The sequence below is a fragment of the Zoogloea sp. genome (genome assembly GCF_023150065.1).
In the GTDB taxonomy this organism is placed as follows: domain Bacteria; phylum Pseudomonadota; class Gammaproteobacteria; order Burkholderiales; family Rhodocyclaceae; genus Zoogloea.
In genome coordinates, this window is the sequence record NZ_JAKLLN010000003.1 from 249,301 (window position 1) to 273,344 (window position 24,044).

Below are 24,044 nucleotides of genomic sequence, written 5' to 3' on the forward strand. Positions count from 1 at the left end.
CCCTGATCAGAACGGAGTGTTTCACGTGAAACATACCTCCCCGATCCATCTGCCTCTGGGCAAGACCGCGGCGCTTGCACTGAAGCGGCGCCATTCAGCCCGACGTATCCAAAGCCACTTCCAGGCCATCGCCATCGAAGACACCTACGCTTTCAGCACCTTGTACAGCCTGGACGGCGACGCCATGGCCGCAGTGGCGGACGAGTTCATGATCCACGAAAGCCTGGTGCACATCCCTGCCCTCAGCCACCCCGCCCCCTCCCGGGCCCTGGTGCTGGGGGGTGGTGACGGCGCTTCCGCCCGGGAGCTGCTCAAGCATCCAGGCCTGGGCCACATCGTCGTGGCCGAGCTGGACCCGGACGTGGTGAGCACCGTCCGCACCCATCTACCCGCCCTGCCCAAAGGCGCCTTCGACGCCCCACAGGTCAGGCTGCGCATCGGCGATGCGGCCCTTACCCTGGAGGCTGCCCAGCAGGCGGGGGAACGTTTCGACGTGATCCTCTTTGACCTGACCGAGGCTGACGACCCGGCCTGCGCCCACCTGCACCAGCCGGATTTCCTCCAACTCTGCGCGGCCAGCCTGGCTCCCCGTGGGATAATCCACGTCCAGCTCGGCTCCCCCTTCTACCAAGCGGAAAAAGTGGCCAGCCTGTACCGCCGGCTGGGTAGCGTTTTTCCCGTGCTGCGGGTCAGCCTCATCCATGTTCCGCTGTATGGCGGCCCCTGGCTTCTGGCCTGCTGCAGCACAAGCGCCCTGCCCGAGCCGGACGAAGCCACGCTTGCCGAACGTATGAGCGCAAGGCGCATTGACGGTCTGCGCTACTACAATCCGGCGCTTCACCTTGCCAGCCGGGCCCTGCCCAATTACATCCGCGACCTGCTCGCCTGAGATCCATGCCCAGCCGCCCCCCTCGCCCCGCCGCATCACCTGCCCCCCAACTGGCCGAAGACGGCCTTGCCTACGCCCTGGTCACCACCGCCCAGCTCATCGCCGAGGTGGTCGCCGGAGGCACCCTGACCGAAGCCCTGGCAGCCCTGTGGAGCGCACGGCCGGCAACCCCTCCCGGCGTTCGCGGGGCCATCCTCGATCTCGCCTACGGCAGCCTGCGTGACTACGGCCGGCAGGATTTCATCCTCGGCAAGCTGCTCCAGAAGCCCCTCCCCGAACCCGTCCAGTCCCTGCTGCGGGTTGCCCTGCACCGCCTCGACAGCCGCGCCGATCCCGCCCACACCATCGTTGACCAGGCCGTCACCGGCGCCGCCACGCTGCTGGGCGGCAAGTTCAAGGGAGTGGTGAATGGCGTGCTGCGCAATGCCCTGCGCCAGACCGCCGATCTCAACCGGGCCGCCGACGCCGACATGGTGGCCGAATTCCGTCACCCCCCCTGGTGGATCCGCCGCCTGCGCAGCCAGTATCCGGATGACTGGCGCGCCATCCTGGCGGGTGGCAACACCCATCCACCGATGGCCCTGCGCATCAATCGCCGCCGGACAACACTGCGTGAAGTGCTGTCCGCGTTCGCCGCCGCCGAACTACCGGTTCGCGAGCTCAACAACGGCGCCCTGCTGCTCGACCGCCCGGTACCGGTGACGCGGGTGCCGGGCTTCGCCGAAGGCCTGCTCAGCGTTCAGGATGCCGGCGCCCAGCATGCCGCCCGCTACCTTGATCTGGCCGATGGCCAGCGGGTGCTCGACGCCTGCGCCGCCCCCGGTGGCAAGACCTCCCATATCCTCGAGAGCGCCGATGTGGCACTCACCGCCCTCGACAGCGACGCCTTCCGTGCCCGCCGCGTCAGCGAGAATCTGGCCCGCCTCGGCCTCTCGGCAGAGGTGAAGACCGCCGACTGCCGCGACCTGTCCCGCTGGTGGGACGGCCGCCCCTTCGACCGCATCCTTGCCGACGTCCCCTGCTCCGCCTCCGGGGTGGTCCGGCGCAATCCGGACATCAAGTGGTTGCGCCGCTCCGACGACATCGCCCGCTTCGCCGCCCAGCAGGCCGAGATCCTGGATGCCCTGTGGCAGGTCCTGGCCCCGGGTGGCAAAATGCTTTATGTCACTTGCTCGGTGTTTGCCGAAGAGAACCGGGAGCAGATCGCTGCATTTGCGAACCGCCATCCCGACTGCTGCCGTCTGCCCATCGCAGGCCAGCCCGATTGCCAGTATCTGCCTAGCACCGAACATGACGGATTCTTCTACGCCCTGCTCGAGAAAGCTGCCTGAACGACGTCGCTTCCTGCGGGGGGCGACGGCCTTCATCGTGGCGGGCAGCCTGGCGGCGGGGGCTGCCCCCGCCCGGGCGGCGGAGGCTGAGATCCGGAGCGCCTCCATCGACGCCGGTGAAGAACAGTTCGTGCTCAATGCCGACATCGCCGCCGAACTCACCCCGCTGCTGGCCGACGTGGTGAGCCGGGGGGTGGCGCTGTTCTTCGTCACCGAGTTTGAATTGCGCTCGCCGCGCTGGTACTGGCTGGACGAGGAGATCGTCAGCAAGACGGTGACCTACCGCCTGTCCTACCAGTCCCTGACCCGCCAGTACCGCCTCACCACCGGCACCCTGCACCAGAACTTCAGCACGGTCGAAGAGGCCATGCGCACCATGCTGCGCATCCGTAACTGGAGTGTGGCCGAGCGCAGCGCCCTGCGTGTCGGGCGTAGCTACAACGCCGCCCTGCGCTTCCGCCTGGATGTCACCGAGCTGCCCAAGCCCCTGCAGGTGAGCGCCTTCGGCCGCAAGGACTGGAATCTCGGCACCGACTGGTATCGCTGGACCTTCGTTGCCCGCGAAGCCAAATGAGACCGACCGCCCTCGTCGTCGTCGCAGCCATCGCCGGCATCCTGCTCTTCCTGCTGGCCACCGCCAGCGCCAACACGCCCCTCTTTGCCCGCAACTACACCCTGCTGCTGGTCCTCAACGGCGTCATCGCCGTGGGCCTCGCCAGCCTGGTGTTCGTACAACTGCGGGGGTTGTGGCGGGAATACCGGGCGCGCCGCTTCGGCTCCCGCCTCAAGCTGCGCCTGATGGCCATCTTTGCGGCCATGGCGGTGGTGCCCGGGGTGCTGGTGTATGCGGTGTCGCTCCAGTTTGCTGTCAAGAGCATCGACTCCTGGTTCAATGTGCGGGTCGACGCCGCCCTCGAGAGCGGCCTGCAGCTCGGCCGCAGCTCCCTCGACATGCTCCTCGGCCAGCTCACCGACAAGGCCGAACGCATGGTCGAGGAGCTGGAGCTGGCCCCCCAGGTGCGCTCCACCCTGCTCAACAACCTGCGCGAACGGGCCAATGTCGAATCAGCCACGGTGTTCTCCTCCAGCGGCAGGATCGTCGCCACCGCCGACGCCGAGATCGACAGTCTGGTGCCCGAGCGGCCCAGCGTGGCCCAGCTGCGCCAGGCCCGCCAGACCCAGGGCTACCGGGCGGTGGAAGGTCAGGCGCCGGACGGCCTGATCCTGCGGGTCATCGTGCCCATCCCCTCCCGCCGCCTGGCCGACCCCCAGCTGCTGCAGCTCACCCAGTCGGTGCCGAGCACCTTCGCCGCCCATGCGGACAGCGTCGAGACCGTGCATCGGGACTACCAGGAACTGTCCCTGGCCCGTAACGGCCTCAAGCGCATCTACACCCTCACCCTCACCCTGACACTGCTGCTGGCCCTGTTTGCCGCCGTGGCCGTGGCCTTCGTGCTCACCCGGCGCCTGGCGGCGCCCCTGTTCATCCTCGCCGAGGGCACCCAGGCCGTGGCGGCCGGCGACTTCAGCCCCCGCCAGGCCCTGCCCGCCCGGGACGAGCTGGGCGTGCTGACCCAGTCCTTCAACCAGATGACCCGCCAGCTCGAGGACGCCCGGGCCCAGGCCGAGAACAACCGGGCTGCCGTCGAACGCAACCGTGCCTATCTGGAAGGGGTGCTGGCCAACCTCTCCGCCGGGGTGCTGGCCTTTTCGCCGGACGGCCACCTGCGCGCCGCCAACCACGGCGCCATGACCATCCTCAACGACCCCCTGGACGGCTACGAGCGGGTGCGCCTGGAAGACTGGACCGCCCACGGGGATTTTCGTGAAGCGCTGCTGGAGGGTCTGCGCGACCCCGAGCCCAACTGGAACCGGCAGATCGAGTTCTCCAACCCGGACGGCAGCACCCAGACCCTGCTCCTCCACGGCACCCGCCTGCCCGACGACACCGGCGGCGGCTGGGTGGTGGTGTTCGACGACATCACCCACCTCATCGCCGCCCAGCGCACGGCCGCCTGGGCCGAGGTGGCCCGGCGCCTGGCCCATGAGATCAAGAACCCTCTCACCCCCATCCAGCTCTCCGCCGAGCGCCTGCAGTTCAAGCTCGCCGACCGCCTCGATACCGAGGGCCGCGAGATGCTGGAGCGCTCCACCACCACCATCGTCAACCAGGTGGAGGCCATGAAGAACCTGGTCAACGCCTTCCGTGACTACGCCCGCCTGCCCACGCCGGTGATGACGCCCGTCGACCTCAACGCCCTGGTGCGGGAGGTACTGGTGCTCTACGAGGGCTCCCGGGTGATGATCCACGCCGAACTCGCCGCCGAGCTCCCGCCGGTGATGGCCGACGCCACCCAGATCCGCCAGGTGATCCACAACCTGCTCCAGAACGCCGAAGACGCGGCTGACCAGGATGAACCGGAGATCGCCCTGTTGACCCGATCCGACGGCCGCCGGGTAGACTTGATCCTGCGCGACAACGGCTCGGGTTTCCCGCCCGAGATCCTGTCCCGGGCCTTTGAACCCTACGTCACCACCAAGGCCCGGGGAACCGGTCTTGGTCTGGCCATCGTCAAGAAGATCATTGACGAACATGAAGGCGAGATCCGTCTCGCCAATCGCGAAGCAGGCGGAGCCGAGATCCGCATCCGCCTGCGCACCGCCCCTCAATCCGAGTCCAGCACCCATGGCCAAGATCCTCATCGTTGACGACGAAGTCGGCATCCGCGAACTCCTCTCCGAGATCCTGCGCGACGAGGGCCACGACATCATCCTCGCCGAGAACGCCGGCGCCGCCCGGGCGGCCCGCAACGCGGCCCGGCCCGATCTCGTGCTGCTCGACATCTGGATGCCCGACACCGATGGTGTGAGCCTGCTCAAGGAATGGTCGGCCAACGGCCAGCTCACCATGCCGGTGGTGATGATGTCCGGTCACGGCACCATCGACACCGCCGTCGAAGCCACCCGCATCGGCGCCATGGAGTTCCTCGAGAAGCCCATCGCCCTGCAGAAGCTGCTGGCCGCGGTGAAGCGCGGGCTGGCACGCATCAAGCCGGCCCACGCCCCCAGCCCCCTGGGCCTGGCCGCCTTCAGCCGCTCGGCCCCCCTGCGCGACCTGCGCAAGCGCCTGGAGCAGATGGCCGACAAGTCGCGCATCATCCTGCTGCGGGTCGGCCCGGGCAGCCTGGCCGAGCTCTGCGCGCGCAGCCTGCAGCGGGTCGGCACGCCCTGGCTCGACCTGTCCCTGTCGTCCCTGCCCATCGAGCTCAACGTGCTCGAGAGCGCCCGCAACGGCGTGCTCTACGTACCCGAGCTGATCTACCTGTCCCGCCCCCAGCAGAAGAACCTGGTGTTTGCCATGGACCGCCTGGAGCGCCACGGCCAGACCCTGGTGGTCGCCACCGAGCACCGCCCCGAAGAACTGGTGGAGCACGGCTGGGAAGAACGCGCCCTGGCCCGCCTGTTCGAGGTATCCCTGGCGCCGCCGGCCCTGGGCGAGATCCGCGACGAGATCCCCGAGATCGCCAGCCAGATCCTGCTGCACTTCGTCGAGGCTGGCGAAGTGCCCCCCCGCCGCCTCTCCTCCGCCGCCCTCAACGCCCTGCGCAACCAGGGCTGGCCGGGTGGCTACGGTGAGCTCAAGGCAGCCATCAAGTCCCTGGCCCTGGGCACCCTCGAAGAAGAGATCGGCATGGACGAGGTGGCCCACCTGCTGGTCAAGACACCGCCGGCCGCCCTCGGCCTGCCCCTCGACCTGCCCCTGCGGGAAGCCCGCGAGATCTTCGAGCGCCTGTACTTCGAGCACCACCTGCAGATCGATGGCGGCAACATGACCCGCCTGGCCGAGAAGACCGGCCTGGAGCGCACCCACCTCTACCGCAAGCTCAAGCAGCTGGGCATCAGCGTCGGCCGCCGGCACGAAGAGAGCGGCACCTGAAGACTGCCCCCGGGCGCGCCGGATGGCGTCCGCCACATGCCATAAGGATATAAAGAACAGCATGAAGATCATCATCCTGGGGGCTGGCCAGGTCGGCACTTCCGTCGCCGAGAGCCTGGTTTCCGAAGCCAACGACATCACCGTGGTGGATAACGATGTCGAGCATCTGAATGCCCTCCAGGAGCGCCTCGACCTGCGCGTGGTGACCGGCAACGGGGCCGCTCCATCGGTGCTGGAGGCCGCCGGCGCCCAGGACGCCGACCTGCTCATCGCCGTCACCCAGTCGGACCAGACCAACCTGTGCGCCTGCAAGGTGGCCAAGAGCCTGTTCAACATTCCCACCCGCATCGCCCGCCTGCGCTCGGCCGACTACGCCGAGCACCCCGAGCTGCTGGACGACAGCAACTTCGCCGTCGACCACTCCATCTGCCCGGAGCAGATCGTCACCGACTACATCCGCAAGCTGATCGAGTTTCCCGAGGCCCTGCAGGTACTGGAGTTCGCCGAGGGCATGGTCACCATGATCGCCGTGAAGGCCTTCGAGGGCGGCCTGCTGGTGGGCAAGCCCCTCAAGACCATCCCCCAGCGCCTGCCCAACATCGACGCCCGGGTGGCGGCCATCTTCCGGCGCGACCAGTCCATCATCCCCTCCGGCGACACCATCATCGAAAGTGGTGACGAGGTCTTCATCATTGCGGCCACCTCCCACATCCGCAAGGTCATGACCGAGCTGCGGCGCATGGACAAGCCCATCAAGCGGGTGATCATCGCCGGTGGGGGCAACATCGGCTTCCGCCTCGCCCGCGCCATCGAGAACACCTTCAACGTCAAGCTCATCGAACGCGACCGGCGCCGGGCCGAGGCGCTCGCCGGGCAGCTCTCCCGGGCCCTGGTGCTGCGTGGCGACGGCACCGACGAAGCCCTGCTCGACTCGGAGAGCATCGAGGAGACCGACATGTTCCTCGCCCTCACCAACGACGAGGAGGACAACATCATGTCGGCCTCCCTGGCCAAGCAGATGGGCGCCCACCGCACCCTGGCCCTGATCAACCGCAAGTCGTACGTAGACCTGGTCCAGGGCGGGCGCATCGACATCGCCATCTCGCCGGCCCAGACCTCCATCGGCCAGCTGCTGGCCCGGGTGCGCCGGGGCGATGTGGCCGCCGTGCACAGCCTGCGCCGCGGCGCCGCCGAAGCCCTGGAAGTGATCGCCCACGGCGACGCCAAGCACTGCAAGGTCATCGGCCGCCGCATCGAGGAGATCGACCTGCCCGATGGCGCCACCATTGCCGCCATCGTGCGCAACACCGGGCAGAGCCGCACCGAGTACAAGGAACTGGTGCCCTATGAGGTGCCCATCCACGAAGTCATCATGGCCCACCACGACACGGTGATCCGCGCCGAAGACCACGTCATCGTCTTCTGCACCAGCAAGAAGCTCGTCGGCCAGGTGGAGAAACTGTTCCAGGTAGGCTGGGGCTTCTTCTGATGGACGCCCTGCTTCCGGTCGCCAACGTCCTCGGCCGGCTCCTGTCCATCTTCAGTCTGGCCTACCTGATGCCGATTGCAGCGGCCATCATCTACGATGACGGCACCACCCCGGACTTCATTGCTGCGATGGTCATTTCCCTGGGCAGCGGGCTGACGCTCTATGGGGTGACGCGCGCCCACTATCGGGAGCTCAAGCCGCGGGATGGTTTCCTGCTCGTATCGACGGTCTGGGTGCTGATGGCGGTCATCGCCACCATTCCCCTGCTCCTGGTTTACGACACCATGAGTTTCACCGACGCCTTCTTCGAAGCCATGTCGGCCCTGACCACCACCGGCGCGACGGTCATGACTAACCTCGACCAGGCTCCGCCGGCCATCAACCTGTGGCGCCACGAGCTCAACTGGCTGGGCGGGATGGGCATCATCGTGCTGGCAGTCGCCGTGCTGCCCATGCTCGGCGTCGGCGGCATGCAGCTCTACAAGGCCGAAACGCCCGGCCCGATGAAGGATTCCAAGCTCACCGCGCGCATTGCCGACACGGCCAAGGCCCTGTGGCTCATCTACCTGGGGATGACCCTGGCGTGCATGCTGCTCCTGCGTCATGCAGCAGGCCTGTCGTGGCTGGATTCCGTATGCCATGCCTTCTCCGCCATGTCCCTGGGAGGGCTGTCCACCCGCGATGCGGGCATCGGAGCCTTCGACAATCCGACGGTCGAGCTGATCCTGATCGGCTTCATGCTGCTCTCGGCGATGAACTTCTCCACCCACTTCATGGCTGTCCGCAGTCGTGACTTGCGTCTGTACTGGCGCGATGTGGAAGCCCGGGGCGTGATCGGTCTGGTCGGGGTTTCCTGCTTCGGGATCGCCCTCTACCTGTGGCTGGAAGGGACCTACGAGGATTACCCCACCGCCCTGCGCCACGTCAGCTTCAATCTCGTATCCGTTGCCCTGTCCTGCGGTTTCGTGAGTCAGGACTACGAGCAGTGGCCGGTCTTCGCGCCACTCTGGATGCTGTTCCTGGCCAACATCACCTGCAGCTCCGGGTCGACTGGTGGTGGCATCAAGATGATCCGGACCCTGATCCTCGCCAAGCAGGCCAACCGGGAGCTCACCCGCCTGGTACATCCGGCGGTGGTCAATCCGGTCAAGGTGGGCGGCGCGACGATTCCCAACAACGTGGTCATCGCGGTGCTGGGGTTCATCTTCCTGTACTTCATGAGCGTGGTCATGCTCACCTTTGTACTCATCCTGTCCGGGCTCGATTTCCTGACCGCTCTCGGTGCGGTGCTCGGCAACATCACCAACGCCGGCCCCGGCCTCGGCAAGGTGGGGCCCGCCGGCAACTATGCCGGGCTCACCGATTTCCAGACCTGGGTGTGCAGCTTCACCATGCTCCTCGGGCGCCTGGAGGTGCTGTCCCTGGCGGTGGTGTTCACCCCCCAGTTCTGGCGCAAGTAAGCGCTTCTTGATCTGCTCCATCCACGCCGGGGTGGCAAATGGCGGATAATCCCGCCTTTGCCGCCCCGCGCGGCCCTGCCTGTCGAGGAACATCCGTGAGCCGTCCGAAGAACGATACCTTCCTGCGCGCCCTGCTGCGCCAGCCCACCGACTACACCCCGCTGTGGCTGATGCGCCAGGCCGGGCGCTACCTGCCTGAGTACCGCGAGACACGCAAGCGCGCCGGCAGCTTCCTCGACCTGTGCAAGAACCCCGGCCTGGCCTGCGAAGTCACCCTGCAGCCCCTCGCCCGCTACAAGCTCGACGCCGCCATCCTGTTCTCCGACATCCTCACCGTGCCCGATGCCATGGGCCTCGGCCTGTATTTCGCCGAGGGTGAAGGCCCCAAGTTCGAGCGCCCCCTCAAGGAAGAGTGGGAAATCCGCAACCTGGCCGTGCCCGACCCCAACATCGAGCTCGGCTACGTGATGGATGCCGTCGCCGAGATCCGCCGCGCCCTGGACAACTCCGTGCCCCTGATCGGCTTCTCCGGCAGCCCCTGGACCCTCGCCTGCTACATGGTCGAAGGCGGTGGCTCCGACGACTACCGCAAGGTCAAGTCCCTGCTCTACAGCCGCCCGGATCTGATGCACCACATCCTGGAGGTGACCGCCCGCTCCGTCATCGCCTACCTCAACGCCCAGATCGAAGCCGGTGCCCAGGCCGTGATGATTTTCGACTCGTGGGGCGGTGTGCTGGCCCACGAGGCCTACAAGGAATTCTCCCTGGCCTACATCCGTCAGATCGTTGCCGGCCTGACCCGCGAGAAGGACGGCGAGAAGATCCCCTGCATCGTCTTCACCAAGGGCGGTGGCCTGTGGCTGGCCGACATTGCCGACAGCGGTGCCGATGCCGTGGGCCTCGACTGGACTGTGGACATCGGTGCTGCACGGCGCCAGGTGGGCGACAAGGTTGCCCTCCAGGGCAACCTCGACCCCTCCGTGCTGTTCGGCACCCCGGAAGCCGTTGCCGCCGAAGCCAGAAAGGTGCTCGACGCCTACGGCCCCCACGCCGGCCACGTCTTCAATCTGGGCCATGGCATCTCCCAGTTCACCCCGCCGGACAACGTGACCGTGCTGGTCGATACCGTGCACGAATACAGCCGGGCCCTGCGCAGCCAGGCCCGTTGAGGCATCTGCCAGATCGATCCGGGGCCGGCTGATGCCGGCCCCTGTTTTTTGTCAGGTAGCGCCCGCCCCCTGTGGCCGGGGGTCTCCATCGACCGTCCCGAAACGCCCCCCGTCAAGCACTAAATTTGATCGAAGGGGCTTGACTTGTGCACAGCACCACGGGTGTTGTCAGTTTTGTGACAGAGCCCGGACGCAGAATTTTGCATATCTTCAGGCCATTGTTTTAAAAGGAAATATTATTTGTTCATGAATGAGGCAATGTAGGAAAAACGCTGATGGGAGGCGGGTTTAGCGGCACTACGCCCATGTTTCCCACAAAGTTATCCACAGATTTTGTGGACAAGGGAAAATACCCGCGCCGCCCCAATGGCTTCAGACCTGTTTCCCAAGCAGAGCCTCATCAAAGCTCCGCAATTGACTGATTTAAATGGATTTTTGTTAAACAGCCCGATTCTCTGGTCATGAGCCCCGCCATCGTCCGTGTCGCCCTGCCCCTGCCTCTGCCCCAGGCCTTTGATTACACGGCAGAAAATATCTCCGCCGGAGATCTGGGGCGCTGCGTGCGGGTGCCCTTCGGGCGGGGTGAGAAGACCGGCCTCATCGTCGCCCTGCCCGATGCTGCCGATCTGCCCGTCGATCGCCTCAAGCCGGTCATCGCCATCCAGCGGGATGCCCCGGCCCTCCCTGCCGACTGGCTGGCCATGGTCGAATTTGCGGCCCGCTACTACCAGCACCCCCTTGGCGAAGTCGTCGCCATGGCCCTGCCGCCCCGCCTGCGCAAGGCCGACGCCGTGGCCGGCGCCGAAGCGGACCCCCTGCTCGATCTCACCGATGACGGCCGTGCCGCCCTGGACGCCAGCAAACGGGAGAGCCGTGCCCTGGGCCTGCTGCGCGATATCGCCGCCCACGGCCCACGGCGGCGCAGCCTGCTGCGAGCCGGCGAGGGTGCCACGCCCGCTGTGGCCGATGCCCTCAAGCGCGGCTGGATCGCCCCCAGCGTCGCCTCCGACCCGGCCGCCATGGCCGGCGCCCCCACCCTCACCGCCGAACAGGAAGCGGCCCTGGCCATCCTCTCCGGGGGGGCTGGCCACTTCCAGCCCTACCTGCTGGCCGGCGTCACCGGCAGCGGCAAGACCGAGGTATATCTGCGCCTCGTCCAGCAGACCATTGCGCGGGGTGAACAGGCCCTGATCCTGGTGCCAGAGATCGCCCTCACACCCCAGCTCGAAGGGCGCGTGGCCGGCCGCTTCCCCGCCGCCCGGGTGATCAGCCTGCACTCGGCGCTGGCCGAAGGCGCCCGCTCCCAGGGCTTCGTGCAGGCCATGGAAGGCCGCGCCGACATCGTCCTCGGCACCCGCCTGTCGGTGTTCACCCCCCTGCCCCGCCTCGGCCTGATCGTTGTGGATGAAGAGCACGACGCCAGCTACAAGCAGCACGAAGGCGTCCGCTACAACGCCCGGGACCTGGCCATCTGGCGCGCCCGCCAGCGCAGCGTGCCCATCGTGCTGGGCTCGGCCACCCCGTCCCTGGAAAGCTGGCATGCGGCCAACACCGGCCGCTACCGGCGGGTCGAACTGAGCAGCCGCGCCGTTGCCGCCACCCTGCCCAAGGTACGCCCGGTGGATATCCGCCGCGAGAAGCTGCAGAACGGCGTGTCGGAACATCTGCTGCGGGCCATTGCGGCCCGTCTGGAACGGGGCGAACAGAGCCTCGTCTTCCTCAACCGCCGGGGCTATGCGCCGGTGCTCTCGTGCCCCTCCTGCGGCTGGGTCAGCCGCTGCCCCCACTGCACCGCCAACATGGTGCTGCACCTGGCCGACAAGCGCCTGCGCTGCCACCACTGCAGCTACGAGGCCGGCATCCCCCTGGCCTGCCCCGACTGCGGCGACCAGGACATCCAGCCCTTCGGCCGTGGCACCCAGCGCCTCGAGGAGACCCTCGGCCAGCGCTTCCCCGACGCCCGCGTGCTGCGCGTGGATCGGGACGCCGCCCGCACCCGCGCCCAGTGGGACGCCCTCCTCGACCAGATCGGCCGCGGCGAGGCCGACATCCTGGTGGGTACCCAGATGATGGCCAAGGGGCACGACTTTCCCCGCCTCACCTTCGTCGGCGTGCTCAATGCCGACTCATCCCTCTTCGCCGCCGACTTCCGCGCCCCCGAGCGCATGTTCCAGCAGCTCATGCAGGTGGGCGGCCGGGCCGGCCGGGGCGAACTGCCCGGTGAGGTGATGATCCAGACCCAGTACCCGGACCACCCCCTCTACAAGTGCCTGGAGGCCCACGACTTCGCCCGCTACGCCGCCCTGCAGCTGGAAGAGCGCAAGCAGGCCCGCTTCCCGCCCTACGCCGCCAACGCCCTGCTGTTCGCGACGGCACCGGAGGTCGCCATCGCCATCGACTGGCTCAAGGAGGCCCGCGCCCTCGCCGCCCCCCTGGCCCAGGCCTTTGGCGTGCAGGTGTTCGACCCGGTGCCCATGCGCATGCTCCGCCTGGCCCGCCGCGAGCGCGCCCAGCTGCTCGTCGAGGCCACGACCCGCCCTGCACTGCAGGCCTTCCTCACCGAATGGAGCCACCACCTGTGGAGCCTGCGTCCACCCCGCGAGCTGCGCTGGCATCTGGACGTGGATCCGGCCGAGGTGTGAGGGGCAGGCAGGCCCGGGCGCCGGGGCTTGCTCCTGTTACATCCCCACATACCCTTACAACTGCCTTGCCAACCCGGCGCAGGCAGGGCGCGTTGATCTCCGCACGGGCTGGCAATCACGCCGGCCTGGCTGAAAAGCAAACACTGCCCAGGAGAACACCATGCTGAAGAAGATCATCGCCCTCGCCATCGCCACCGGTTTCGCTTCCGCCTCCTTTGCCCAGGCGCCGGCTGCCGCCCCCGCCGCCGCCCCGGTTGCCGCTGCGGCAGAAAAGAAGGCCGAGCCGGTCAAGGCTGAAGTGGCCAAGGTCGAGAAGGGCGCTGCCGCCAAGGCCGACAAGGCCAAGGCTCACGCCAAGGCGCATGCCAAGCCCGCCGAAGCGCCTGCCGCTGCACCGGCTGCGGCACCCGCAGCCAAGTAAGCCTTTTCCCGGCTTCCCGAGGGGGCGTGTTCCGGACAACCGGGGCACGCCCCCTCGGCCGTTTACCACGCGCTTCCATGATTCAGATCAAGATCTGCCCGGCGTGAAAGGCGTCAAATCAATCCGCACTTTAGACTTATTCTAAAAAATACCCCCAGAGATCCGGTTTCAGCGTTCTGACATCAGCACTTTCTGGAGGATGAAAACATGAAGATCAGCCACCTTGCCCTTGCCACTGCCCTCATCGGCGGCAGCCTCACCCCTCTTGCCTGGGCAGCCAAGCCCGCCAGCGAACCGGTCGGCCCGATCCAGCCGGCCAAGGTCACCAACCCGAAGCTGGTCGAACTGGGCAAGAAGCTCTACTTCGATCCGCGTCTGTCCAAGTCGGGCTTCATCTCCTGCAACTCGTGCCATAACCTGTCCATGGGCGGCACCGACAATCTCAAGACCTCCATCGGCCACAACTGGCAGAAGGGCCCCATCAACGCCCCCACGGTGCTCAATTCCAGCCTCGCCGTGGCCCAGTTCTGGGACGGTCGGGCCAAGGATCTGAAGGCCCAGGCCGGCGGCCCCATCGCCAACCCGGGTGAAATGGCCTTCACCCACGAGCTGGCCGTGGATGTGCTCAAGTCGATTCCCCAGTACGTCGCCGAGTTCAAGACCGTGTTCGGCTCCGAAACGGTGGATATCGGCAAGGTCACCGACGCCATCGCCGCCTTCGAGGAAACCCTGGTCACCCCCAACTCCCGCTTCGACAAGTGGCTGAAGGGTGACAGGAAGGCCCTCAACGAGAAGGAGCTGGCCGGCTACGCCCTGTTCAAGAACAGCGGCTGCGTGGCCTGCCATAACGGCCCGGCGGTGGGCGGCACCTCCTTCCAGAAGATGGGCGTGGTCGAGCCGTACAAGGCCACCAGCCCGGCCGAGGGCCGCTCGGCGGTGACCGGCAAGGACGCCGACCGCTTCAACTTCAAAGTGCCGACCCTGCGCAACGTGGAACTCACCTATCCGTACTTCCATGACGGCGAAGCGGCTACCCTGGAACAGGCCGTCGACACCATGGGCCGCCTGCAACTCGGCAAGCAGTTCACCGCCGACGAGAACGCCAAGATCGTGGCCTTCCTGAAGACACTCACGGGTGATCAGCCCAGCTTCAGGATGCCGATCCTGCCGCCTTCAACCAACGCCACGCCGCGTCCGAAGCCCTTCGAGTAAGCCCCCCGGGGCGGGGTGGTCCGGCCCGGACCGCTCCGCCCGCGTGGACGTGTGGCGCCCCGACTCGCTAAGATCCGGATCCCCCCTCCCGCGAGGGAGACAGAATTCGAACAGTACGGACGCCCGACGGAGACCCCACCATGGAAAGCATGAGCATCAGGCAGGCCACCGAGCTGCTGCGCGAGGCCGGCATACCGGTCACCCTGCAGCGTGTCGAAATTGCCCGCAGCATGTTGTCCACACCCGTCCACCTGTCGGCCGACCAGGTCTTCAGCCGTGTCCGCGAGAGCGTGCCGGCCACCTCCCGGGCCACGGTGTACAACACCCTTAAACTGTTCAGAGAGAAGAACTTGGTACGAGAGCTCATCGTGGACCCGGAGCGGGTTGTGTATGACTCCAACACCGCGCCCCATTACCACCTCTACGACGCAGCCAGCGGCCAGCTGGTCGATGTTTCTGCCGACGAGCTGAAGGTGGTCGGCATGCCTGCCCTCCCGCCCGGGATGGAGCTCGAGGAGGTGGATGTGATCATCCGCGTACGGAGTCGCCCGTAAGCTGCCCGCCCTGCCCCGGGCGGGCATGGCGATGCGCCTGCTTACAATTTGAGAATTATTCTCGTTTACAAAATGGATCCGCGGGATTAAATTGAGAACCGTTCTCATCAATCCCGATCGGGTGATTCCATGGATCCTGTCAGCGGACTGCCTGCCGCCCTTGTCCCTGTTCCGGCCAGCCTGTGGGCCGGAGCGCTCAGCGAACTCCTCAATCACGGCGAAACCGGTTGCCGCCAGTCGGCGCGCCGCGCCGTCGACCTCCTGACCCGCCTGGCCGACAGCCCCGCCGTGGATCGCGACGTGCGCGACCTGTGCGAACGGGCCTGCGAGCGGCTCGCTCACCCCGAACAGGAGCGTCGCCATGTGCCTGGCCTCTGACCCGAAAGGCGGCGATCTGCAGTCCCTCCTGCGCGCCGAATACGCCAGCGCCCTGGTGGCCATCGATCTGCCCAAGCCCGGCGTCGTCCCCACACCACGCCGCGCCCGGCTGTGGGACCTGGATGACAAGCTGCACTGCCCCATCATCGGCACCTGCATTTCGATCGAAGAGCTGCAGCGCTTTGCCCGGCGCTTCCAGTTTGCCGCCCCGACCGATGACGATTTCACCGTACACGTGGAGGCCGTGGGCCTGGCGCGCCATCGCAACCCGGTGTCCGAAGCCCTGCAGCGCCACCTGGAAAGGAAATTCCATCTGGCTGTGGAACGCTTTAGCAAGCTCAAGAGCGATGCCGAGGTCCGCCGGCAATGGATCGAATGCTGCAATCAGGGAGACGTGGCCGGCCCCCTGTGGGCAGTGTGCACCCACCGGGCCGTATCGGCAGAAACCCGCCAGCGCGCCTATACCGACATCCACATGCTGTCCCACCAGGTAGGGGCCGGACAGGCCGCCGACGCCCGGCGCCTGGCCCATCTGGCGGCCGAAAACACCGAACTCAAGCGCAAGCACACGCACGAAATGGCGGCCCTGCGCCGGCAGCTTGCCGAGGCCACGGCCGGGCTCAATGGGCGGGATGCCGCCCTCGAACAGGCAGCCCTGTTCCAGAAACGCCTGCAGCGCTTCGAGTCGGGTCAGGCCTACGTCGAGATGGGCCAGCGCCTGCTGGCCCTGCAAACCTCCCACGAGGCCCTCCTCGGCGCATCCCGTCAGGTGCAGGAACTTGAGCGTCAACTCAAGGAAAGCCGGGAAGAATCACGCCGCTTGCTAGCGGAGCGCGATACGGCCGTGGCCGAGCGGGAAGCCCTGGAGCATATGCTGCAGGCCCTGGACACCCCTGTCTGCGACAAAGCCGGCAGCGACGACTGTGCCGGCTGCAGCGAAGCCCTGAGCGCACGTTGCGTACTCTACGTAGGCGGGCGTTCATCCCTGCTGGCCCAGTACCGCCAGCTCGCCGAACGCCTGGGCATCACCCTGATCCACCACGATGGCGGGCAGGAGGAATCCCTGTCGCGCCTGCCCGAACTCATCCGCGGTGCAGACGCGGTGGTGTGCCCCACCGACCGCATCAGCCACAACGCCTACTATCACGTGAAGGCCCACTGCAAACGGGTCGGCAAGCCCTGCCTGTTCTACCGGGGCGGCGGGGTATCGGGCTTTGCGGTGGCCATGGCGCGGGTCAGCCGGGGCGAGTTCAGCGTGGCCGGAGCCGAGGCCCCGGCAGGCTGAATGCCCCCTCAGTGGGGCTTGAAACGACCCGCCCGGGCCAGCGGGACGAAGCTCAGGATCTGCGCCCCGAGCAGGATCAGGAAAGCCACCCGCAGGGCATCCACACCACCCATGCCCCCGGCCCGCAGGCCGTCCAGCAGCCCGCCCAGGCCCCACTGCACCACGAAGGCGCCGATGAAGGCCATCAGGTTGATGCTGGTGGTCACGCGGCCGGTGAGATGCAGCGGAAACAGGCCGGCCACCACCCCGTACATCTGGGCGCCGGTGGCTGAAACGATGCCGAGCACGCACCACAGCAACAGCGTCGTCCCCGCCTCGGCAATGATCAGGCCCTCAACCACCATCGTCAGGAACAGCCCCACCTGCATCAGGCGCAGGGGCGTGATGCCCCGGGCGGCAAGCCGGGTGGCCCACGCACCGATGGACAGCTGGCCAGCCAGCATGCCGACGTTGAGCCAGAACAGGTGGTCGGCTGCCACGCTGCGGCTGTAGCCATTCACCTCCATCAGCCAGGGTACGGCCCACAGGCCCTGCAGGGCCATGAAACCCCCGGTGAAGAAGGCCGACTGCCCCGAAAAGCTCCAGAAACGCCCGGCCGACAGTACCTCGGCGACACCCCGCAGGGCGTTCTGCAGATCCACGGCATGGGTGCCCTCATCCTTCTCCGGCATGGCGAAAAAGATCAGGACAGCAATGGCGGCAGCGAGGACAGCCACCACCCAGAAGGCCCCACGCCAGCCCAGGAAGGGCAGCGCTGCCTCCAGCGGCGCCGACGCGGTAACGGCACCGAGGGCGCCGCAGGACATGATGTAGCCGGTCATCGAAGCCAGTTTCTCCCGCGGAAACCACAGGGTGAAACCCTTCAGCCCGGCCATCAGGCAGGCTGCCACCCCCAACCCGATCAGACCCCGGGCGCTGGCCAGGGTGGGCAGGCTGTCGCCGGTGGCAAAGAGTACCCCGCCAAGGGCCGTGATCAGCAGCAGCGCGGCCTCCACCCGGCGCGGGCCATAGCGGTCCAGGGCGATGCCCACCGGAATCTGGGCCAGACCGAAAGCAAAGAAGTAAGTGCTGGTGAGCAGGCCCAGATCCGCGGCGGTCAGCCCCAGCTCGCGGGTCAGGTCCGGCGAGATCACGGCATTGACGGTGCGCAGCAGGTAAGACAGGTAATAGCCCAGGGCAAAGGGCAGGAAGATCCGGCTGACCAGAAAGAGCGACGAAGGGGCTGGGCGGGCGGGCATGGAACGGGCGCAGGGATTGGGCGAGCCCGGAGCTTACCGGGCCGGATGGCCTTCGTGTCAGAACATCAGGGAAAGCCCCAAGGCGATTCCATGCGCCCGCTCAAACTGCCCTGAGCGCCTTGACAGGCTTTGTTCCAGGCCCGGAAAGCGGGTCTTGTGCAACGGCACGATTCATTAATTTGGTGTGCATAATTTAACTAAAGTTTGCACAACGGCCGTCGTTACCGGCTTACGACATCATCGGAATGTAGCCATGCCCACGCCCGCCACGATTCTGCTCGTTGATGACAGCCGTGCTTCGCGCATGTTGTGTGCGTCGGTCATGCGCAGCATTCGCCCGGATCTGCAGCTGCTCGAAGCCGGTGACGGCGCGGCCGCCCTGGCCATGTTGGTGGACGTGAGCCCCGATCTGGCGGTGCTCGACATGAACATGCCCGGCATCTCCGGCCTCGAGCTGGCCGAAAAGCTCCGCGCCAGCCACCCGGAGATGAAGCTGGCGCTGCTCACCGCCAACGCCCAGGACGCCATCCAGCGGCGGGCCGCCGATCTGGGCGTGCACTTCTTCCGCAAGCCCATCGGCGAGGCCGTGATCGCCGATATCCTCGCGTTGCTGGGGTAGAGCATGCGGACATTCTCGGAACTCGAGATGGATGCCCTGACCGAGGCCTTCAACCTGTCCCTGGGAGAAGCCGCGAATACCTTTTCAGCCATTGTCCGGGAAGAGATCGAGCTGTCGGTGCCCACCATCGAGATCGTCTCCCGGGAGGAGCTGACCCTCCGCCTGGAGAGCACTCAGCCCGGTGGCGCGGCCGAGCGCCTGTGCCGCATCAACCAGCACTTCGACGCCGCCAGCGGCTTTCAGACCGATGCCCTGCTGCTCTTTCCGGAGCATGGCAGCCTCGAGATCGTGCGCCGCATGCTCGGTGACGACACCTCCATCGAGCACATCACCGAACTCGAACAGGACGCCCTGGCCGAGATCGGCAACATCATCATCAACAGCTGCATGAGCAGCCTGGCCAACCTGTTCGGCACCGAGATGAGCGGCTCCCTGCCCCGGGTCCAGTCGCGCACCGCCCGTACGCTGCTCGATGACAAGGCCGCCACCGACGTGATCCTGGTGGCGCGCATCGGCATGACCATGGCCGCCCACAACCTCTCCGGCTTCGTGCTGTTCATCATGGACGTGCCCTCCATCGAGCACTTCATGGACCAGGTGAGCCGCCTCTTTCGTCTTCCCCAACACGGCGAAAGCCAGCCCTCCTGATGGATTGCTGCCACCTCCTTCCCGACAGCGTCGACATGGGGCTGATCCTCGTCAGTGGGGAAGGCCGCATCCTGCTCTGGAATCGCTGGATCGAAGAACGGGCCGGGCTGGCTGCCAGCCAGGTGACCGGCATCACCCTGGCGGAAGCCTTCGGCCCCCACGTGGACCCGCGGGTTGCACTGGTCGTGCGCGAGGCCCTCGATTTCGGCTGGTCGGCGCGCCTGTCCCACGCCCTGCACCCCATGCCCCTGCCCCTCTATCCCCCCGGCGGGGGCCGCAGCGAACGCATGAAGCAGTCCATCGACATCACCCCGGTAGCCAGCGAAGGCCGCTATCACTGCCTGCTGCAGGTGCGCGACGTGACCGAGACGGTGCGCCGCGAGGCCCTGCTCAAGCAGCAGTCCCGCCAGCTGCGCCTTGACCTGCAGCGCCTGTCCCGGGCCCAGGTGGAGCTGCAGCGCAGCGAGATGCGCTTCCGCGAACTGGCCCGTCAGGCCCCGGCGGGGCTCTTCGAGGCCGACGCCCAGGCCTGCTGCACCTTCCTCAACGAACGCTGCGAACAGATCCTCGGACACGATCTGGAGCACGTCGCCGGCACGCCGTGGATCAACCTCCTGCCCGTGGGCGAGCAGGCCCGGGTGCGGGCCATCTGGTGTCTGGCCGCCGAATCGGCCACCCGCTTCGCCGAGGAGTTCCGCTATACCCGCCCCGACGGGGAGAGCCGCTGGATGCGCGCCGAGGCGGGCCCCCAGCGCGACGAGCACGGACGCATCAGCGGCTTCATCGGCACCATGCTGGACGTCACCGAGTTCCACGAGCGGGCCATCCGCAACGAGTTCCGGGCCAACCATGACGGCCTCACCTCACTGCTCAACCGGGACCGCTTCGAACGCCACCTGCGCGCCGCGATCTCCGGCGCCCGCGAGGTTGCCGACCGGCTGGCCCTGCTCTTCATCGATCTGGACGACTTCAAGGGCATCAACGACAACCATGGTCACCATGCCGGTGACACGGTGCTCAAGACCATCGCCGGCCGGGTGCGCCGGGTGCTGCGCAGCGAAGACATGGTGGCCCGCTATGGGGGTGATGAATTTGCCGTGCTGCTTACCGGTACCGGCGACAGCGACACCCTCGACGCCATCATCTTCAAGATCCACCAGGCCGTCGGCCTGCCCATCAACCTGGGCCACTGCCACGTGCGCATCGGCTGCTCCATCGGCGTCTCCGTCTATCCCGACCACGGCAGCGATCCCCTGAGCCTCCTGACCCACGCCGACAAGGCCATGTACACAGCCAAGCGCTCCCGAACCGGTCACAGTACCACCCCGGCCTGACGCGCCCGCCGGTCGGGGCAGCTGTCTTTCGATACGGCCGGGGCTGGCCGGGCTCAGCCCAGTGCCGGGCTGGGCGGCAGGCCGCAGGCCGCCCTGTACTCGGCGGCGAGGCGCTCGCACAGTTCACGCACGGGCGGTACATCGTGGATGTTGGCGACCCCGTGGCCGGCACTCCACACATCGCGCCAGGCCTTGGCTTCGTCCGCCAGGGCCTTGAGCTTGCCCTTGCCAACCCCCTGCACCAGGTCCTCGCGCTGATGGCCGAGCTTTTCCAGGCTGTGCCACAAAAAGTTGGCATTGGTGCCGGAAACCGCGTCGGTATACACGATGTCCGCCGCGCCGGAATCCACCAGCATCTGCTTGTAGGCCTCCTGGGCGCTGGATTCGCGGGTGGCGATGAAACGCGTACCCATGTAGGCCAGATCGGCACCCAGCACCTCGGCGGCCCGCACGGCATAGCCGTCGGAGATGGCGCCACCGAGGATCAGGGCCCCATCCCAGAACTCGCGGATTTCGCGGATCAGGCTGAAGGCGCTCTGGGTGCCCGCGTGCCCCCCCGCCCCACCGGCCACGGCGATGATCCCGTCCACCCCGGCAGCCGCAGCCTTGCGGGCGTGGTAGGCGTGGATCACATCCGAAAACACCAGCCCGCCGTAGGCATGGACGGCCTTCACCACCTCACCCGGATGCCCCAGGCTGGTGATCACGAAGGGCACCCGGTGGCGGCAGATCAACTCCAGGTCAGGCTCCACCCGGGGGTTGGAGGCATGGAGGATCAGGTTGATGCCATAAGGAGCGACGGGGGCCGCGGGATCGGCAGTCTTTGCAGCAGCCAGCCCCGCGTCGATACTGCCCAGCCAGGCGTCGAGCTGCTCCGGGGTGCGGGCATTGAGGGCAGGAAAAGTACCGGCAACACCGGCCTTGCAGGTTTCGGTGACCAGCTCGGGGCCGGACACCAGGAACATGGGCGCGGCGATGGCGGGAAGGCGCATCGCGCCGCGGAATGCGTGTGGAAGGGTCATGCTGTCTCCTGGATTGATCTTTTTGTGGGTGCTGCGGTGACGAATCTAGCACGTCACCGGGGAGACAGCAGTAGCAGGCTTACTCCGCGCCAGCCTCTTCGGCCGCTTTCTCGGCCGCCGGTGCCGCCTTCTTCACCACCTTGCTCACCGCCCGGACAACCGGCTTGGGGATCACCTTGGGCAGGTTGCGGGCCGCCGCCTGACCGGCGCCGAGCACCACGGAGGGCAGGCTGGCGCCCGGCTCCAGGTGCCAGTCGGGCCCGCTCAGGGGGCCCTTGACGCGAACCGGCAGGGTCACGCCACGCAGGCTGGCCAGGGGGCCACTGTCGGGCCCCAGCGGCACGACCACGAGGGTCACCCGGGAAAGGTAGTCGATATGGCTCCGGGTCAGGTCGATCTCACCCGCGCCCCCCACCTGCAGCATGCCGCCCTTTGCCTGCAGGTCGGTACTGCGGGCCACCCCGCCGGCAATCTGGAAGCTCGCCGTGAGCTCGCCCACGGAGGTGGACTCGCGCTCCCGGTGGGGCCGCCTGGCGCCCTGGCGGGTGCTGAGCAGCACACGCCATTCCTTCATGGCCTGCCCCATGTCGATGCCGGGTACGCTGCCGTTGCGTATCCGCAGCCGGGCCAGGCCCTGCAGCCCGTGCAGCAGGCCACTGCGGCTGTCAGCCTTGCTGCTGAGGTCGACGAAGAAGTTGGTCGTCCCGCCGAGCTTCTGCTGCACACCAGCATCCTTCAGCAGGGGGCCCAGATCGGCGTTCTGCAGATAGCCCCTGTAGCTCGCCTGGGCATCGTCTGCGCTCAGACTGAGGCTGCCCTCCAGGCTCCCGCCGTAGAGGGACAGCGTATGCCCGGTGGACTGCAGGCGCCCGCCGTGCACGCCGAGCGGCAGCTTGACCTGTTCCAGCTTGAGGCCTGCCACCCGCAGCTGACCGACGCGGATCACGCCATCCAGATCCAGCCCGCGCAGGGCCGACAGATCGAAGCGCTCATCGGCCGCCTTGTCCTTATCCTTCTCGGGCGCCGCCGTACGGCCGGACTTGCCGGCCAGGTAGGCATCGACATCCAGCTGGTTCACGTCCATGTCGAAGCCGAGGGCTGCGCTGTCGAACCGGGGCAGCGTCCAGCTGCTCTTGATCTGGCTTTGCTCCGAACGCAACGCCAGGTGGCCGGCCGCGTTGCTGCGGGTCAGGTCGATACGGGCATCGGCTTCAGCAGCGAACTTGAGGGGGGGCAGACCTGCCCGGGCCGGGGCGAAGCTGAACTCGCCGGTGAGGGCCGCCAGGTCGAGCTGGCCGCTGCTACCTTGCCAGCGGCCCGGCCCGGTCAGGTTGCCGGTGAGGCGGCCACTGGCGAAGCGCAGGTCCAGCTCGGTCATCAGCTTGCTGGCCTGCAGGCCCTTGTCGCCCGCCTGCAACTCGGCCAGGCGCAGGCGCAGGTTGCCACCCCGCAGCTTGCCGTCCAGACGCAGGCTGGCATCGACGCTGTCGGCCTCCGGGCCCCTCGGGCCAAGCTTGAGACGAGGCGTGGTCGCCTTGAGCTCGAAGGGCTCGCCAGCGGCCTTGCCGCGCACCTGCAGGCTGCCCCCCTGGAGCACCGAGGGGCTGCCATCGGCCCACTCCACTTCGGTCAGGGACAGGTCGCTGTCCAGGGCCTGCCATCCGGCGACATCACCACGGGCAGCCAGGTGCAGCTGGCGCAGACGCGGCAGGCTGTCACTCGCTTCCATGCGGTAGGCACTCTCCAGCTCGATGCTCACATCGGTGGCGGGCTCGACGCGGGTCAGGCGGGTGGTGGCCTGCAGGTGGCCATTCGCGTTGCGGCCGATGCGCCCGGTCTCGATGCCGAGCCCGGAGAGCGCGAGCTGGCGGCCACTCTGCTCGTCGCTCCAGGTGAGGGCGCCGCGACGCACAATCAAGGCCCCCACATCCAGCTCAAAGGGGGTGCCGGCACTGGCCGCCGGCACAGCCTCGTTGTCCGGATCGAGAAGGTCGTCGGCGTTGAGCTTGCCGGCCTTGTCACGCAGCAGGGCCATGCGCAATCCGTCCAACTCCACCCGTTCGACCACCACCCGGCGGGTCAGCAGGGGCAGCAGGCTGACGCTGATGGTGGCCTGCTCGATGCCGATGAACTCACTGCCACCATTGCGCCCGGACAGCGTGGTGGCCGGCAGATGGAGGCGCAGGCGGGGAAACATGGACAGCGCCACCGGCCCATCGATGCGCAGGCTGCGCTGGTAGCGTTGCTTGGCAAAGTGGGTCAGTTCGGCGGCCAGGCGCACGCCATCGAAGGTGGCGTAGAGGTACAGGGCGCCGGCGGCGACGACCGTACTCAAACCACCCAGAACGAAAGCCAGGTACTTGAGGTATTTGAAGCGCATCTCAGGCAAATTCATGACCGATGCCCCGATCTTACC

The 24,044-nt window shown here is 67.2% G+C and carries 20 protein-coding genes; 17 read left to right on the forward strand and 3 right to left on the reverse strand.

The window, feature by feature from the left end; all coding sequences use genetic code 11:
* The first annotated feature begins 25 nt into the window (after nt 1-25).
* The 14 genes from L6Q67_RS06145 (at nt 26) to L6Q67_RS06210 (ending at nt 16,767) form a co-directional block, all read left to right on the forward strand.
* Nucleotides 26-889, forward strand: coding sequence for a fused MFS/spermidine synthase (locus tag L6Q67_RS06145; protein WP_296566832.1), 864 nt, complete (start codon nt 26-28; stop codon nt 887-889).
* 5 nt (nt 890-894) lie between these two features.
* Nucleotides 895-2,220, forward strand: coding sequence for a 16S rRNA (cytosine(967)-C(5))-methyltransferase RsmB (gene rsmB, locus L6Q67_RS06150; protein WP_296566835.1), 1,326 nt, complete (start codon nt 895-897; stop codon nt 2,218-2,220).
* Entirely contained in the window at nt 2,180-2,794 is a 615-nt protein-coding gene (locus tag L6Q67_RS06155) for a DUF4390 domain-containing protein (protein WP_296566836.1), read from the forward strand. The genes rsmB and L6Q67_RS06155 overlap by 41 nt, the downstream gene beginning before the upstream one ends.
* A complete protein-coding gene (locus L6Q67_RS06160; RefSeq protein WP_296566838.1) occupies nt 2,791-4,929 on the forward strand; it encodes an ATP-binding protein in 2,139 nt (712 codons plus the stop codon). Before L6Q67_RS06155 ends, L6Q67_RS06160 begins: the two co-directional genes overlap by 4 nt.
* A complete protein-coding gene (locus tag L6Q67_RS06165; protein WP_296566839.1) occupies nt 4,907-6,157 on the forward strand; it encodes a response regulator in 1,251 nt (416 codons plus the stop codon). Before L6Q67_RS06160 ends, L6Q67_RS06165 begins: the two co-directional genes overlap by 23 nt.
* A gap of 61 nt (nt 6,158-6,218) precedes the next feature.
* On the forward strand, nt 6,219-7,646 hold the full coding sequence (gene trkA / locus L6Q67_RS06170) for a Trk system potassium transporter TrkA (protein ID WP_296566841.1): 1,428 nt from the start codon (nt 6,219-6,221) through the stop codon (nt 7,644-7,646).
* Nucleotides 7,646-9,106 carry a TrkH family potassium uptake protein gene (locus L6Q67_RS06175; protein ID WP_296566844.1) on the forward strand — a complete coding sequence of 487 codons (1,461 nt, stop codon included), beginning with the start codon at nt 7,646-7,648 and terminating at the stop codon, nt 9,104-9,106. The genes trkA and L6Q67_RS06175 overlap by 1 nt, the downstream gene beginning before the upstream one ends.
* Nucleotides 9,107-9,201: 95 nt before the next feature.
* Nucleotides 9,202-10,275 carry a uroporphyrinogen decarboxylase gene (gene hemE / locus L6Q67_RS06180; RefSeq protein WP_296566848.1) on the forward strand — a complete coding sequence of 358 codons (1,074 nt, stop codon included), beginning with the start codon at nt 9,202-9,204 and terminating at the stop codon, nt 10,273-10,275.
* A 461-nt stretch (nt 10,276-10,736) separates the two neighbouring features.
* Nucleotides 10,737-12,917 (forward strand): primosomal protein N', encoded by a 2,181-nt coding sequence (locus L6Q67_RS06185; RefSeq protein WP_296566850.1) that lies wholly within the window; start codon nt 10,737-10,739, stop codon nt 12,915-12,917.
* Nucleotides 12,918-13,077: 160 nt separating this feature from the next.
* A complete protein-coding gene (locus L6Q67_RS06190) occupies nt 13,078-13,338 on the forward strand; it encodes an amine oxidase (protein ID WP_296566854.1) in 261 nt (86 codons plus the stop codon).
* Nucleotides 13,339-13,545: 207 nt separating this feature from the next.
* Nucleotides 13,546-14,550 carry a cytochrome-c peroxidase gene (locus L6Q67_RS06195; protein ID WP_296566857.1) on the forward strand — a complete coding sequence of 335 codons (1,005 nt, stop codon included), beginning with the start codon at nt 13,546-13,548 and terminating at the stop codon, nt 14,548-14,550.
* A 140-nt stretch (nt 14,551-14,690) separates the two neighbouring features.
* Nucleotides 14,691-15,104: a Fur family transcriptional regulator gene (locus tag L6Q67_RS06200; protein ID WP_296566861.1), complete on the forward strand. Its 414-nt coding sequence runs from the start codon at nt 14,691-14,693 to the stop codon at nt 15,102-15,104.
* Between the two features lie 129 nt (nt 15,105-15,233).
* On the forward strand, nt 15,234-15,482 hold the full coding sequence (locus L6Q67_RS06205; protein WP_296566862.1) for a hypothetical protein: 249 nt from the start codon (nt 15,234-15,236) through the stop codon (nt 15,480-15,482).
* Entirely contained in the window at nt 15,466-16,767 is a 1,302-nt protein-coding gene (locus L6Q67_RS06210; protein WP_296566864.1) for a DUF2325 domain-containing protein, read from the forward strand. Before L6Q67_RS06205 ends, L6Q67_RS06210 begins: the two co-directional genes overlap by 17 nt.
* Nucleotides 16,768-16,775: 8 nt before the next feature.
* Here the strand turns inward: L6Q67_RS06210 and L6Q67_RS06215 are convergent, their stop codons facing one another.
* Nucleotides 16,776-18,005 carry an MFS transporter gene (locus tag L6Q67_RS06215; protein WP_296566867.1) on the reverse strand — a complete coding sequence of 410 codons (1,230 nt, stop codon included), beginning with the start codon at nt 18,003-18,005 and terminating at the stop codon, nt 16,776-16,778.
* A 253-nt stretch (nt 18,006-18,258) separates the two neighbouring features.
* Here L6Q67_RS06215 and L6Q67_RS06220 point away from each other — a divergent pair, with 253 nt between their 5' ends.
* Genes L6Q67_RS06220 through L6Q67_RS06230 form a run of 3 tightly spaced genes read left to right on the forward strand, consistent with a single transcriptional unit; the run spans nt 18,259 to nt 20,606 of the window.
* Nucleotides 18,259-18,624 (forward strand): response regulator transcription factor, encoded by a 366-nt coding sequence (locus L6Q67_RS06220; protein ID WP_296566869.1) that lies wholly within the window; start codon nt 18,259-18,261, stop codon nt 18,622-18,624.
* 3 nt (nt 18,625-18,627) lie between these two features.
* Nucleotides 18,628-19,272, forward strand: a complete 645-nt coding sequence (locus L6Q67_RS06225) for a chemotaxis protein CheC (RefSeq protein WP_296566871.1) — start codon at nt 18,628-18,630, stop codon at nt 19,270-19,272.
* A gap of 35 nt (nt 19,273-19,307) precedes the next feature.
* Nucleotides 19,308-20,606 carry a diguanylate cyclase gene (locus L6Q67_RS06230; RefSeq protein ID WP_296566873.1) on the forward strand — a complete coding sequence of 433 codons (1,299 nt, stop codon included), beginning with the start codon at nt 19,308-19,310 and terminating at the stop codon, nt 20,604-20,606.
* 53 nt (nt 20,607-20,659) lie between these two features.
* Here the strand turns inward: L6Q67_RS06230 and L6Q67_RS06235 are convergent, their stop codons facing one another.
* Both L6Q67_RS06235 and L6Q67_RS06240 read right to left on the reverse strand, forming a co-directional pair.
* Entirely contained in the window at nt 20,660-21,628 is a 969-nt protein-coding gene (locus L6Q67_RS06235; RefSeq protein WP_296566877.1) for a nitronate monooxygenase, read from the reverse strand.
* 79 nt (nt 21,629-21,707) lie between these two features.
* Nucleotides 21,708-24,023 (reverse strand): AsmA family protein, encoded by a 2,316-nt coding sequence (locus L6Q67_RS06240; protein ID WP_296566879.1) that lies wholly within the window; start codon nt 24,021-24,023, stop codon nt 21,708-21,710.
* Nucleotides 24,024-24,044: the final 21 nt, after the last annotated feature.

Coding starts and splice junctions, on each gene's coding strand:
- rsmB (WP_296566835.1), top strand. CDS start 895: ATGCCCAGCCGCCCCCCTCGCCCCGCCGCATCACCTGCCCCCCAACTG.
- L6Q67_RS06155 (WP_296566836.1), top strand. CDS start 2,180: ATGACGGATTCTTCTACGCCCTGCTCGAGAAAGCTGCCTGAACGACGT.
- L6Q67_RS06160 (WP_296566838.1), top strand. CDS start 2,791: ATGAGACCGACCGCCCTCGTCGTCGTCGCAGCCATCGCCGGCATCCTG.
- L6Q67_RS06165 (WP_296566839.1), top strand. CDS start 4,907: ATGGCCAAGATCCTCATCGTTGACGACGAAGTCGGCATCCGCGAACTC.
- trkA (WP_296566841.1), top strand. CDS start 6,219: ATGAAGATCATCATCCTGGGGGCTGGCCAGGTCGGCACTTCCGTCGCC.
- L6Q67_RS06175 (WP_296566844.1), top strand. CDS start 7,646: ATGGACGCCCTGCTTCCGGTCGCCAACGTCCTCGGCCGGCTCCTGTCC.
- L6Q67_RS06185 (WP_296566850.1), top strand. CDS start 10,737: ATGAGCCCCGCCATCGTCCGTGTCGCCCTGCCCCTGCCTCTGCCCCAG.
- L6Q67_RS06190 (WP_296566854.1), top strand. CDS start 13,078: ATGCTGAAGAAGATCATCGCCCTCGCCATCGCCACCGGTTTCGCTTCC.
- L6Q67_RS06195 (WP_296566857.1), top strand. CDS start 13,546: ATGAAGATCAGCCACCTTGCCCTTGCCACTGCCCTCATCGGCGGCAGC.
- L6Q67_RS06200 (WP_296566861.1), top strand. CDS start 14,691: ATGGAAAGCATGAGCATCAGGCAGGCCACCGAGCTGCTGCGCGAGGCC.
- L6Q67_RS06205 (WP_296566862.1), top strand. CDS start 15,234: ATGGATCCTGTCAGCGGACTGCCTGCCGCCCTTGTCCCTGTTCCGGCC.
- L6Q67_RS06210 (WP_296566864.1), top strand. CDS start 15,466: ATGTGCCTGGCCTCTGACCCGAAAGGCGGCGATCTGCAGTCCCTCCTG.
- L6Q67_RS06215 (WP_296566867.1), bottom strand. CDS start 18,005: ATGCCCGCCCGCCCAGCCCCTTCGTCGCTCTTTCTGGTCAGCCGGATC.
- L6Q67_RS06220 (WP_296566869.1), top strand. CDS start 18,259: ATGCCCACGCCCGCCACGATTCTGCTCGTTGATGACAGCCGTGCTTCG.
- L6Q67_RS06225 (WP_296566871.1), top strand. CDS start 18,628: ATGCGGACATTCTCGGAACTCGAGATGGATGCCCTGACCGAGGCCTTC.
- L6Q67_RS06230 (WP_296566873.1), top strand. CDS start 19,308: ATGGGGCTGATCCTCGTCAGTGGGGAAGGCCGCATCCTGCTCTGGAAT.
- L6Q67_RS06235 (WP_296566877.1), bottom strand. CDS start 21,628: ATGACCCTTCCACACGCATTCCGCGGCGCGATGCGCCTTCCCGCCATC.
- L6Q67_RS06240 (WP_296566879.1), bottom strand. CDS start 24,023: ATGAATTTGCCTGAGATGCGCTTCAAATACCTCAAGTACCTGGCTTTC.